This is a genomic window from Mesorhizobium sp. M1399, assembly GCF_040317735.1.
GTDB lineage: Bacteria > Pseudomonadota > Alphaproteobacteria > Rhizobiales > Rhizobiaceae > Mesorhizobium.
Genome location: NZ_JAMYKZ010000005.1, coordinates 1 through 12,046, shown reverse-complemented (window position 1 = coordinate 12,046; position 12,046 = coordinate 1). Strand labels below are relative to the sequence as shown.

General features: G+C 61.2%; 10 protein-coding genes. 4 read left to right on the top strand and 6 right to left on the bottom strand.

Going from position 1 to position 12,046, the window contains the following annotated elements; translation table 11 throughout:
- Window positions 1-326 precede the first annotated feature (326 nt).
- The 6 genes from NKH05_RS09385 to NKH05_RS09360 form a co-directional block, all read right to left on the bottom strand.
- Window positions 327-1,076: a ribonuclease activity regulator RraA gene (locus tag NKH05_RS09385; protein ID WP_023721821.1), complete on the bottom strand. Its 750-nt coding sequence runs from the start codon at window positions 1,074-1,076 to the stop codon at window positions 327-329.
- Window positions 1,077-1,098: 22 nt separating this feature from the next.
- The gene (locus NKH05_RS09380; RefSeq protein WP_023721822.1) at window positions 1,099-2,262 is read right to left on the bottom strand and encodes a mandelate racemase/muconate lactonizing enzyme family protein; all 1,164 of its coding nucleotides are present in this window, start codon (window positions 2,260-2,262) and stop codon (window positions 1,099-1,101) included.
- A 33-nt stretch (window positions 2,263-2,295) separates the two neighbouring features.
- Entirely contained in the window at window positions 2,296-3,393 is a 1,098-nt protein-coding gene (locus NKH05_RS09375; RefSeq protein ID WP_023721823.1) for an ABC transporter ATP-binding protein, read from the bottom strand.
- A 10-nt stretch (window positions 3,394-3,403) separates the two neighbouring features.
- Entirely contained in the window at window positions 3,404-4,294 is an 891-nt protein-coding gene (locus tag NKH05_RS09370; protein WP_031194860.1) for a carbohydrate ABC transporter permease, read from the bottom strand.
- Window positions 4,291-5,250 carry a carbohydrate ABC transporter permease gene (locus tag NKH05_RS09365; protein WP_023721825.1) on the bottom strand — a complete coding sequence of 320 codons (960 nt, stop codon included), beginning with the start codon at window positions 5,248-5,250 and terminating at the stop codon, window positions 4,291-4,293. The genes NKH05_RS09370 and NKH05_RS09365 overlap by 4 nt, the downstream gene beginning before the upstream one ends.
- Window positions 5,251-5,328: 78 nt before the next feature.
- On the bottom strand, window positions 5,329-6,807 hold the full coding sequence (locus tag NKH05_RS09360; RefSeq protein ID WP_031194862.1) for an ABC transporter substrate-binding protein: 1,479 nt from the start codon (window positions 6,805-6,807) through the stop codon (window positions 5,329-5,331).
- Between the two features lie 208 nt (window positions 6,808-7,015).
- Here NKH05_RS09360 and NKH05_RS09355 point away from each other — a divergent pair, with 208 nt between their 5' ends.
- From NKH05_RS09355 to NKH05_RS09340, 4 genes are read left to right on the top strand one after another with little or no spacing between them, the layout of a single operon-like run.
- Window positions 7,016-7,726 carry a GntR family transcriptional regulator gene (locus tag NKH05_RS09355; RefSeq protein WP_023721827.1) on the top strand — a complete coding sequence of 237 codons (711 nt, stop codon included), beginning with the start codon at window positions 7,016-7,018 and terminating at the stop codon, window positions 7,724-7,726.
- 55 nt (window positions 7,727-7,781) lie between these two features.
- On the top strand, window positions 7,782-8,948 hold the full coding sequence (locus tag NKH05_RS09350; RefSeq protein WP_023721828.1) for a mandelate racemase/muconate lactonizing enzyme family protein: 1,167 nt from the start codon (window positions 7,782-7,784) through the stop codon (window positions 8,946-8,948).
- A 52-nt stretch (window positions 8,949-9,000) separates the two neighbouring features.
- Window positions 9,001-10,362 carry a mandelate racemase/muconate lactonizing enzyme family protein gene (locus NKH05_RS09345; RefSeq protein WP_352718094.1) on the top strand — a complete coding sequence of 454 codons (1,362 nt, stop codon included), beginning with the start codon at window positions 9,001-9,003 and terminating at the stop codon, window positions 10,360-10,362.
- Between the two features lie 17 nt (window positions 10,363-10,379).
- A complete protein-coding gene (locus NKH05_RS09340) occupies window positions 10,380-11,579 on the top strand; it encodes a mandelate racemase/muconate lactonizing enzyme family protein (protein WP_352915879.1) in 1,200 nt (399 codons plus the stop codon).
- The last annotated feature ends 467 nt before the right edge of the window (window positions 11,580-12,046 follow it).

Genomic DNA, 12,046 nt, shown 5'->3' with positions numbered 1-12,046 from the left:
GATCCGCGCTGCGAGAAGGATCAGCAGCCGCCTCCTGGCGTGTCTTGGCGATACATGAGGTTACTCTGCAGCAGCCCGTACAAGCTTCGTCACGCCTTCGCCAATGGCGTCGATCGTCGCGGAACTCGGCTGCCGAACGCCCGGTGCTACGTCAGCTTCTAGGCGCTGATGAGGCTTCCGGTTAGCCATTGGAGGTCCGCATGGTGTAACGCTTGGTGCCCGCACGAGATGGCGGGAGCCGGACCGTCTCGATCGTTCAGTGCAGTGCAGTGGGCGCCCGACGACGAAACTCGACTCCCCGGCCCCGCCACGAGGTAGTTGATGCGCTAACTCGGGTTTTCCAAGCGATTTGCTTTGCGCCACTCCTCGTACTCCCCGCGGGCATCGTCATGCAGCGGATAGTAGCGTTGCAATGGGCCCCCCTCCATGAGCTTGGCTCGCGAAAACTCCTCCCAATCGTGATGCTTCTGTGATTCTTCGATCACCTTCGGGGCCATCACGACGGGAAGCACCACCACGCCGTCGTCGTCAGCGACGATGATGTCGCCGGGGATCACCGTGACACCGCCGCAGGCAATCGGAACGTTGACGGCATTGGGATAGATGCTGGTCTGCACATGATAGTTTGGCGTCCAGCCGCGCAGCCATAGGGGTAGATCGAGCTTTTCGACATTGGGCCGGTCGCGCATGCACCCGTCGATGACGATACCCGCCCCGCCCCTGCCCTTGAAATAAGTCGACATCATATCGCCAAAGACACCCGAGCTCATGTCGCCGCGCGCGTCGACCACGACCACATCGCCCTCCTGCGCGTGGTAGAGCACGTGCCGGTGAAGTTGGGTCTCCGGATCGGCATATTCTCCCTCGGTGAACAGGTCCGGCCGCTGCGGCAGGAACTGCAGCGTCAATGCCGGCCCGACGATCGACTTCCCATGGTTTTGCGCCACCGGACCGACCATGTGCGGATTGCGGAAGCCCATTTGGCCAAGCGTGCCGGCAACCGTCGCGGCGCCGATCTCCCTCAGCGCGTCGATCAGGTCTTTAGGCGGCCGCGTGATGTCGGAAGTATGCGTCATTGTCGACTCCGGATGAATGGAACTACCAGTTCGTAACAGAACCATCGCGGCGCTTAAGGTGAGGCGCTTCCCAGAAACGCAAACTCTGCGCCTGGACCGCCACTTCGTTGACCTCGACGCCGAGCCCCGGCAGATCGCCGACCGGGTAATCGGTCCCGTCGAGCCGTGGTTGCACGGGGAAGAAGTCGGAACTGTCGAAGCCCAGCTTTGTTTCGGGCGCCCTGGTCTCGAGCCACGCGAAGTTGGGTACTGCGGCGGCGAGATGCACGGTAGCGGCCGTGCACACTGGACCAAGCGGATTGTGCGGCATCAGGTCCACATAGTGCGCCTCGCTCCAGCCAGCGATTTTCATTGCCTCGGTGAGCCCGCCGACGTTGCAAACATCGAGCCGGTTGAACTGGTGGATGCCGCGCTCGATGTAGGGCAGGAACTGCCACTTGCTGGCAAATTCCTCGCCGATGGCAAAGGGGATGTCGGTCATCGTGCGCAGCGATTCATAGGCCTCCGGCGTCTCGTCCCGTATTGGCTCCTCGAGGAAATCAAGCACGCCGCGGCCGAGCTTGTTGCAGAAGCTCGCCGCCTCTGCCACCGACAGCCGATGGTGATAGTCGATGCCGAGAACGGCGTCGTCGCCCAGCGCCTCGCGCGCCTTGTTCAGCATACCCGCGGTAGCGCCGATGGACTCGCGCGGCTCGAAGATGTCCTTGCTGTTTTGCCCGAAGGGGAAGAAGCGGATCGCCTGCCACCCCTGTGCGCGAAGTTCGCGGGCCCGTCCGATGGCAACATCGCCCTCGGCCTCGTCGCCGGTCGAGGCGAAGGTGGGGACGCGGTCGCGCTGCTTGCCGCCGAGCAGCTCGTAGACGGGCACGCCCAGCGCCTTGCCCTTGATGTCGTGAAGGGCGATGTCGATGGCGGAAATCGCCGCCTGCAGGACTCGCCCGCCTTCGAAGTACTGGCTGCGGTAAACCTCCTGCCAGATCCGCCCGATCTGCATCGGGTCGCGACCGATGAGAAACTCGCGATAGTGCTCGACCGCGCCGGCCACGGCCCTCTCGCGACCGCTCAAGCCGCTCTCGCCCCAGCCGAAGATGCCCTGGTTGGTCTCGACCTTGACGAGCATCTGGTTGCGCGTTCCTACCCAAACCGGATAGGGCTTGATCGCGGTGATCTTAAGCTTCTCAGTCATCCACGCCCACGTTCCACACGCATCGGCCCTATCTCAGTTGGCTTTGAGGGCCATTTCAGTTTCGCCGTCGAACAGATGCATCCGCTCCTGGTCGAACTCGAGCCAGATCTGCTCGTCGGGCGAGACGGCAATGTTCGGCGGCACGCTGACGTTGACGATGGCGCCGGACAGGAACGCCTGCACGAAGGTGACGTCTCCGGTCGGTTCCACGGTGTAGGCCTTGGCCGGAATGGAACCGGGGACCGCGCTCTTGTGGAGCTTGATCGTCGAGTGACGTGCGCCGAGCACGACTTTCATGGTCGTCGCTCTCACGACCTTCTGGGCATTGCGCGGCGAGAGCTCAAGGCGCCAGCCCTCGGCGCCGGTCAACACCGTGTTTCCGTTTGCCGTCGACGCCTCCAGCGGAATAAGGCTCATCGCCGGGCTGCCGATGAAGCTGGCGACGAACATGTTCACCGGATGGGCAAAGACCTGCGCCGGTGAATCGTATTGCTGCAGGTAGCCGCCATTCATCACCGCCATCTTGTCAGCCATGGTCACGGCCTCGAGCTGGTCGTGCGTCACATAGATGATCGTCGCCTTGAGGTCCTGGTGGAAGCGCTTGATCTCCGACCGCATCTGCACGCGCAGTTTGGCATCGAGGTTAGACAGTGGCTCGTCCATGAGGAACACCGCAGGGTCGCGGACGAGGGCACGGCCAAGGGCCACGCGCTGCTGCTGCCCGCCCGAAAGTTCGCGCGGCTTGCGCTCGAGCAGATGCGTCATGTCGAGCACTCGCGCCGCTTCCTTGACCTTCTTGTCGATCTCGTCCCTAGGGAGTTTGCGCATCTGAAGCGGGAACGCCAGGTTCTTGTAGACCGATTTCTGCGGGTAGAGCGCGTAGTTCTGGAACACCATTGCGATATCCCGGTCCTTGGGGTCGAGGTCGTTGACCACCCGCTCGCCGATGATGATGTCGCCCGATGTGATCGGGGTCAGCCCGGCGACGAGATTGAGCGTGGTTGTCTTGCCGCAGCCTGAAGGGCCGACGAGCGCAACGAACTCGCCGTCATTGACCGTCAGCGAGACGTGGTTGACAGCTTTGAAGCCGCCATAGCTCTTGACGAGATCTTGGAGGACCACGTGGGCCATCGGCAACTCCCTAGTGCTTGACCGCGCCTTCTGTAAGGGCGCGTACAAAGTATCGTTGCAGGACCAGGAACAGCACCACGACGGGCACGCTCATCATGAAGCTGGCCGCCATCAGGCCCGGAAAGTCCGTCGTATTTTCCGAGAAGAAGCGCTGGATGCCAACCGGAAGGGTCAACTGCTCGTTCTTGGAGAGGAAGGTGTAGGCGTAGATGTACTCGTTCCACGCGCCGATAAAGGAATAGATTGCGGTGGCGATGATCCCCGGCGTCGAGAGCGGCATCACGATCATGATGAAGGCCTGGAACCGTGTGGCGCCATCGATGCGCGCCGCCTGCTCCAGCTGCACCGGGATGTTGTCATAAAAGCCCTTGAGCAGCCAGATCGCCAGCGGCAGGCCGAAGGTGAGATAGGTGAGTATCAGCGAGCCGTGCGTGTTCACCAGCCCGATCGCGCGCATCAGGATGAAGAGTGGCACGAGAAAGATCACCGCCGGGAACATATTGCGCAGCAGCACGGCAAAAAACAGGAAATTCCGGCCGGGGAAACTGAAGCGCGAAAACGCGTAGGCCGCAGGGACAGCCACGATCACCGAAAGGATTGTCGTAACCGTCGACACGAAAAGGCTGTTCCAGAAGAAGCGGAGGAAATCCTGGCCGACGCTGTTCTGCGGATCGAGCAGCTTCTGGTAACTGGCGAGGGTAGGCTCGTCCGGCCACCATTGCGGCGGGAATTGCGTCGCCGCGAATCCGGACTTGATCGAGGTGATCAGCATCCAGATCATCGGCAACGCAGTATAAAGCAGCATGAACACGAGGAATATGCGCCCGGCCCACCGCCAACCGTCGACGCGCATGCGGCGACGGGTCGGGGCTCGAGAGGCTGTCTCGGCAATCGTGCTCATGCGCTGCCCTCTTTCCGCTCGTTGCCGCTTAGCGCACGGACGTAGAAGTAGCCCAGTGTCATCAGTGTGAGGAACAGGAGCACTGAATAGGCCGATGCCACGCCCCAGCGCTGCCGTCCGAAGGCGAGCTCATAAATGTGGGTTATCCAGATATGCGATGCGTTCGACGGCCCGCCGCCGGTCATGATCCAGGGGATGATGAAGGAATTGAAGTTGGCCACTGCGAGCAGCAGCATCGTCACCACCGAGACGTTGCGCAAGTGCGGGAAGGTGACGTGCCAAAAGCGCTGCCATGCACTGGCACCGTCGACTTTTGCGGCGCGCAGCAATTGGTCGGGGACTGTCTGCAGGCCGGCCATCATCATAATCATGGCGAACGGAAACTCGCGCCAGATATTGACGACGATCAGGGAGGGCAGCACCGTGCTGACATTGTCGATAAAATTCGGCGGCCGGTCGGCCAATCCGAGGCCGACCAGCACCGCGCCGATGATCCCGAAGTCCGAATGGTAGATCCACTTCCAGATATAGGAGGCGGCGACGGCACTGATGACCCAAGGGATGATCAGGATAGCGCGCAAGACACCACGGCCGATGAAGTCGCGGTGGAGCGCCAGCGCCGTTGCAAACCCCAGGACAAAGGAGATGAAAGTGGACCCCAGCGTCCAGATCAGTGTGTTCCAGGTGACCTTCCAGAACACCTGACTGGTGAGGATCGTCGTGTAGTTGTCGAAGCCGATGAAGGTCTTGTCGCGGAGCTGCAGACCAGGCGGTGTCTTAAAGAACGACAGCTCGACCGTGTAGTAGATCGGATAGGCGATGACGATGAGCATCACGGCGATCGCCGGGAGCACATACGCGTAGTCCGCGCGATGCTCCCAGATCTTCCGCAGCGTGCCGGCTGTACCGGGTTGCAATCTTCGGCGAGCCTCGGCCTTGCCGGTCACGATCGTCACTTGTGGCGTGCCCTTATTCTTCGGAACGAGGCGGCTGCGCCAGCGGCGCAGCCGGTCAGGTCGTAGGTCAGGCTTGGACTAGAGTCCGCCCATCACGTCTTTTACCTTCTTGGCCGCGTCGTCCGCCGCCTCGTCGACGGTCATCGCTCCGGTCAGGGCATTCTGCAGCATGTCCGGGATGATGATGTTCATGATCTCGGGGGCCTGCGGCAGCGCTGGGAACGGAATGCCGTATGGCAGCATCGAGGTCGTGACATCGAGGAACTTGATGTTGTCCAGACGTTCCTTCATCCACTTGGTCTTGAAGCCGTTAAGGTTGCCTGGGTTTGATCCGGCGTAGGCCATCTTCAGCGACCATTCAGGGCTCGTCCACATGCAGATGATAGCCTTTGCAGCAGGCTCGTCTACCTTGCCGCCCTCGACATATTCGGGCTTCAGGATGTGAATGTTCGAGCCGCCGAACACGACGGCGCGCTTGCCGTCGGGGCCAGTTGGAATCAGGCCGTAGCGCATATTGTCGATGACCGTCTGCGCCTTGTCCTTGTCGGTGCCCGTCGCCTTTTTCTGCAGGTCGAGCATGACGTTGTAATCGGACGGGTGCGAGATCATCATGCCGAGCTGGCCGGCGACGAACAGGGGCTGGTTATCGGCCTGCTGGTTGGTGAGCGCCGAAACCGGAACCGACTTGTCGCGAACATACATGTCGTAGGAGGCTTGCAGCGCCGCCTTGCTCTGGGGACTATCGAGCTGGACCTGCTCATAGGTCGGATTCGCGGTGGCTTCGTCGAAGACGCCGCCGCCATAGGCCCACAGCTGTGGCATGAAACGGTACGGCGTATTGCCGGCATTCTTGCGCGCCACGAGGCCGTAGCCGGCAATGCCGAGCTTGTCGTGGATCTGCTTGGAATATTTGACGACGTCTTCCCAGGTTGCCGGAGCCTTGTCCGGATCGAGACCCGCACGCTTGAAGATGTCGGCGTTCCAGATGAACGCCATCGTCTCGTTGTTGGTCGGAATGCCGTAGGTCACGCCCTCCCAGGTCACGGCCTTCATGGCGCCGGGCCAGAAATCCTCGGTCGAATACCCCACATCCTCTGGCTTGAGCGGCGCCAGATAGCCCTTTGAGGCGAACTCGGTACCACCCAGGATTTGCAGGCGGACCGCCATCGGCGCGGCATTGCCCAGGAGCGCCGTGCGGAACTTGTCGAGAAGGTCGTTATAGGTGAGGGCTTGTTCCTCGAGCTGGATGTTCGGATAGGTTTTGCGGAAGGTCTCGAAGAAATCCTTGTAGTACTGGCGCAGGAGGTCGGGGTCGCCCTCGAACACGCCCTGATACCAGAAAGTCAGCCGCCCCTTGTAGTCGAGCGGGGTGACCTTGGCGCAATCGGCCGCCGTGTCAAAATCCTGTGTGCCGGCGATGGAGCGCACATATTCCGGCGACCACTTGCTGAGGTCGACCGGTGGCGCAGCCAGCGCCGATGTGGGCATCAGGGATGCCATCAAAGCAGTGACGACAGTGCCGCGCAGGACCGCACTGCCGAGCGTAATCCTCGTCATAGGTATCCTCCCTGGTTCTCCCATGCCGCCCTGCGCCAAGGCAAAGCGGTCCTTGCTCGTTTCGATCGCGAGGATGCTCAATGTATCCTCCCGATCCCTTGGTACGTTTTCAGATCATGGATTGCCTGTCAACGCGCAGGATCGTACATTGTTTGCGAAAGCCGTGTGTGATATCGGGCAAGGTATGTATTAAGTTGGGGAGCCGGCCTTGGCCGAAATAAGCGATTTCAAAGCTATGCCACCTGTGGGCACCGATCCCATCGGAGCCTCCAGCGAGGGCGCCTCGCTTTATGAATTGATCAGGGAAGACATCATCGAGGGACGGCTCGCCGCCAACGAACGGCTTGTGGTCACCGATCTGGCCCGGCGTCACGGCACCTCGACCAATCCTGTGCGCGAGGCCCTGCAGCTGTTGCGCGGCGAAGGCTTTGTCATCTTTGTCGCCAACCGCGGGGCACGCGTCCGACCCATTGATCAGGATTTTGTCCGGGATATCTACGAGATCGGTGTTCTGATCGAGCCAGCCCTGACACGATGGTTTGTGAATATGGCTACCGGCGAGGACATTGCCGAACTCGAACGTCTCCAAGGCCTGATTGAAGAGAACAACTTCGCCGACACATTCAGGCACAGTGAGCTGGATACCGCTTTCCACACCGTGATGTACCAGCGGCACTATAACCGCCACGCCGCCGAGCTTTGGTGGAAGCATCGCGAAGTGCTGCGAGCCGTGAGCCGTCGTTTCAACTTCACGCTGGCGCGACGTGCCGCGATCATGCGCGAGCACCGCGAACTCATCGCGCTCGTAAAGGCGGGAGAGGCCGACAAGGCGGCCGAACTCGTCTCCCGCCATGTCGAGGGCTCGGGCCGGCATATTCTCGAACAGATGCGTGCGCGCAACGCCGCTCGGGCCGGATAGAATATCCAGTCCAGAACATCGTTAGGCTGACCATTTTCAGACAAAGGTAGTTGCGATGAAAATCACGAGCATTCGGCCGTGGCTGATCAAGTCCGATGCTTCTTATTGGGGAGAGTTCCTGTTCGTCGAAGTGACGACCGACGAGGGAGTGAGTGGCTGGGGAGAGATCACCACCACCACAAGGCTCGCCAACCGCGCTCTCTGCACGATCCTGCGGCAGATCGGTGTCGCCGTGACAGGCGAGGATCCAGCGCGTATCGAGCATCTCTGGCACAAGATCTTCCGCAGCTTCACCTACATGGGCAGCCGCGGCGCCGCCGTCGAATGCGTGAGCGCCATCGATATTGCCCTCTGGGACATCCGGGGCAAAGTCCTTGGTAAGCCGATTTACGAGCTGCTGGGCGGACCAGTACGCGATGAAATCGCGCTCTACACCCATCCCAACCAAGCCAAATTCACGAGCAAGGAAGCCGTGGTCCGCGAAATTCTAGACATTGTCGAGTCCGGACACACTGCGCTCAAGTTCGATCCTTACCCGCACCAGGGTCGCAGCGCCGATGGTCTGCCTCGCGAACAGCGGGACGGCTACCTCGATGGCAGCATGACCCGCAAGGACGAGCGCGAAGCCGCCGAACTCACGGCTCTGATCCGTGAAACGGCGGGACCCGATGTCGACATTCTCATCGATGCCCATGGCCGCTTCGACGTTCCCACCGCCATTCGCCTCTGTCGGAGCCTCGAGGAAGCCGGTCAGATCGACTGGTTTGAGGAGCCCTGCCCGCCCGAGAGCCTTAACGCCCTCAAGCAGGTGCGTGAGAAGGTCAATACCGCCATCTCGTGGGGCGAGCGCGGCCACACGAAGTGGGATTTCGTGCCGGTACTTGAGAACAAGCTCGCCGACTACATCATGCCCGACGTCACCTGGACCGGCGGCATTACCGAACTCAAGAAAATTTCTGCCCTATGCGAAGCCTACTACGTCCCGGTCTCGCCACATGACGCCGCGGGACCGATCAATGTGGTTGCGGGAGCACAGGTGATGATGACCGTCCCCAACTTCTACAAACTCGAAACGTCGGAGTGGAACCTGGGCAAATACGATCACCTGATCGACAGACCACTCGACATTTCGAACGGCAGCCTCAAGCTGACGTCGAAGCCTGGTCTCGGTATTGAGATGGACCGCGACTATCTGCAGGCCCACGAGATTGAGCTGGGCTAGCAACACTCTATGCCCAGGGTACGGGGCGACAAGCCGAAAACGAGGATAAGTCATGGCAAAGACAGGTGGCGCCGACGAGGCGCTCAATCGGGTGAACGCGAACTCCAGGCCATCTCAGCTTCGCATCACCGACATGCGGGTAGCCGAAATCGTCGGCGCGCCGTTCACCTCAACCCTGCTCAAGATTTACACCAATCAGGGCATCGTCGGACTTGGCGAAGTGCGCGATGGCGCCAGCGCCACCTACGCGCTGATGCTGAAGAGCCGGCTGCTTGGCGAGAACCCTTGCGACATCGACCGCCTGTTTCGCCGGATCAAGCAGTTCGGTGGGCACGGCCGGCAAGGCGGCGGCGTCTCGGCGGTCGAAATCGCGTTGTGGGATCTCGCCGGCAAGGCCTATGGCGTGCCCATCTATCAGATGCTTGGCGGCCGGTTTCGGGAGAAGGTGCGCCTCTATTGCGATACCGATGCGACCGTGCCGAGCGGCACCGAGACCGGCAAGCGCCTCAAGCAGCGCATGGCGCTTGGCTTCACCTTCCTCAAGATGGATCTGGGGCTGATGCAGATCGCGGATGTACCCGGTGCGGTCGTATCCCCTGCCGGCTCACTTGAAGGGTACCGCGTCCACCCCGGCCGCGGCCCGGTCAAGACCACGGAGGAGCGGCGCGCCCGCAATGCCGCGTATGATTTGCATAATGTCCCCCACCCGTTTACTGGCCTCCACTTTTCCGACAAGGGCCTCGACCTGCTTGAGCAGTACATTGCCGAGGTTCGCGAAATTATCGGCATGGATGTTCCGCTCGCCATCGACCATGTCGGCCACATCTCACTGCAGAACGGTATTCGCCTCGCGAGGCGGATTGAAAAATACGTGCCAGCCTGGCTCGAGGATGTGATCCCATGGCAGTACACCGAGCAGTACCGACAACTGCAGGCCGCCACCACGGTGCCGATCTGCACCGGCGAGGACATCTACCTTAAGGAGGGCTTCGAGCCTCTGCTCAAGAGCGGCGGCCTCTCCGTTATCCACCCAGACCTGCTCACCAGCGGGGGCATTCTGGAGACCAAGAAGATCGGCGACATGGCACAGGATCACGGCGTCGCCATGGCCATCCATATGGCCGAAAGTCCTATCGCCGCAATGGCCGCGGCACATGTCGCGACCGCGACCGAAAACTTCATGGCGCTCGAATACCACTCTGCCGACGTCGACTGGTGGGACGATATCGTCGCCGGCGTTTCCAAGCCGCTCGTGAAGGACGGCTTTATCACTGTTCCGGACAAACCGGGCCTGGGGATTGACGACGTCGTCGACGAGGTGATCTCGCAGCATCTGCAGCCGGGTGTCACCGACATCTGGCAGCCCACGGATCACTGGGACAACGAGTATTCCTGGGACCGCACCTGGAGCTGAGGCGAAAAGAACCGAAGATGAAGATCACCGACCTCCGCTGTGCCGTTATCGGCAGGCACCCCATCGTCCGCATCGTTACCGACGAGGGCCTCTATGGCCTGGGCGAAGTCGAGTTCACCAAGACCTACCTCAAGCCCTGGGTCCTGCATTTCCGCGAGGCGCTGATCGGCGAGGACCCGACCGACGTCGAGCGGGTGATGCTGAAGATCCGCCAACGCGGCTCTTTCAAGCCCTATGGCGCGGCGGTAAGCGCCATCGAGCATGCGCTGTGGGACATTGCCGGCAAGGCTGCAGGCGTGCCGGCCTACAAACTGCTCGGCGGCAAGGTGCGCGACAAGGTGCGCGTCTATAACGGCTCGATCCGCCAGAAACGCACGGGCGACCGGCCGGAGGATTACGCCGCTGACGTCAAATGGATGATGGAGCAGCCGCAGAACTTCTTCATGATCAAGCAGGGAATCTCGTTCCACTCCGACATGAAGGACACCATCGAGGGCTTTCACTACGGCGTGACGCAGAAGAAGGCCGGCCATCACGGCGCCATGGACCAGGGCGTGATCAGCGAGCGCGGTTTCAACCACATGCTCGACTGCGTGATCGCGATGAAGGAAGTGCTGGGCGACAAGGTCAGCCTGGCGCTCGACTGCGGCCCGGGCTGGATGCTGCCCGATGCGATCAAATTCGCTCGCGCGGTCGAGAAGTACAATTTGATGTGGCTCGAGGACATGCTGACCGGCGACTATGTGCCGTGGGTCAATCCGCAGGCCTATCGGGAGCTGACCACCTCCACCTCGACGCCAATTCATACCGGCGAGCAGATCTACCTGCGGCACAATTTCAAGGAGCTGATCGAAACGCAGGCGGTGCGCGTCATCGGCCCCGATCCGGCCGATATTGGCGGCATTGCCGAGCTCAAATGGGTCGCCGAGCACGCCTATATGCACTCGATCCTGATGGCACCGCACGGCACCGCGAACGGCCTTCTCGGCCTCGGCGCGCTGATCAATGTCTGCGCCACCCTGCCCGCCAACTATATCGCGTTCGAATACCCGAGCGCCTCCGACCCCTGGTGGGAGGATCTCGTAATCGGCCTGCCGTCGCAGATCGTGAAGGACAGCATGGTGGAGCTGCTGGAAGCGCCGGGGCTGGGCCTCGATATCGACGCCGAAGCAGCCAGGAAGTATCTCGGGGAAGAGGATGCAGGCTTCTTCGACTGAACCATCCTTCTTGCGCCACCCAGCACCACGCGGACCGCTTCACGCAATCTGTCATCCGGAATGACCGTTTCGGGGCCGGAAGCAGATTGTCGGCTACGGGAGAATCCGCCCGACTCCTTCCGACAGGCGAAAGTTCGCTCTGGAAAGCACCGCGGGTGTCTTGAAATGGCACGACCGAGCCGGCGGGCGCATCGGCTCGGACTATACGCGTGGGAGCGCTCTACGTCTCGATCGGGCGGAAAGGTCGCACACGGGAGCGGCCTAGTAGGCTCATCTGCGCCAACAGGCGACTTGTGGATCAAGCTTTGGAAGGCGGCTCCACAAGCCGATGCTTCGACACTACGGCCCAAATTAGCCCTCGCCGAGTTGTGTGCGTCAAGTTCTGCAAAAATGGCGTGGCAGTAGCTGTGACGTCGGCGTGTCCGCCGCGCAGCCCCCGTGTTTAGCGGAGCGGCGGACACACGGCG

Bases quoted from the DNA above. Each gene is read 5' to 3' on its own strand.
- NKH05_RS09385 (WP_023721821.1), bottom strand. From the start codon at position 1,076: ATGACGCATACTTCCGACATCACGCGGCCGCCTAAAGACCTGATCGAC.
- NKH05_RS09380 (WP_023721822.1), bottom strand. From the start codon at position 2,262: ATGACTGAGAAGCTTAAGATCACCGCGATCAAGCCCTATCCGGTTTGG.
- NKH05_RS09375 (WP_023721823.1), bottom strand. From the start codon at position 3,393: ATGGCCCACGTGGTCCTCCAAGATCTCGTCAAGAGCTATGGCGGCTTC.
- NKH05_RS09370 (WP_031194860.1), bottom strand. From the start codon at position 4,294: ATGAGCACGATTGCCGAGACAGCCTCTCGAGCCCCGACCCGTCGCCGC.
- NKH05_RS09360 (WP_031194862.1), bottom strand. From the start codon at position 6,807: ATGACGAGGATTACGCTCGGCAGTGCGGTCCTGCGCGGCACTGTCGTC.
- NKH05_RS09350 (WP_023721828.1), top strand. From the start codon at position 7,782: ATGAAAATCACGAGCATTCGGCCGTGGCTGATCAAGTCCGATGCTTCT.
- NKH05_RS09345 (WP_352718094.1), top strand. From the start codon at position 9,001: ATGGCAAAGACAGGTGGCGCCGACGAGGCGCTCAATCGGGTGAACGCG.
- NKH05_RS09340 (WP_352915879.1), top strand. From the start codon at position 10,380: ATGAAGATCACCGACCTCCGCTGTGCCGTTATCGGCAGGCACCCCATC.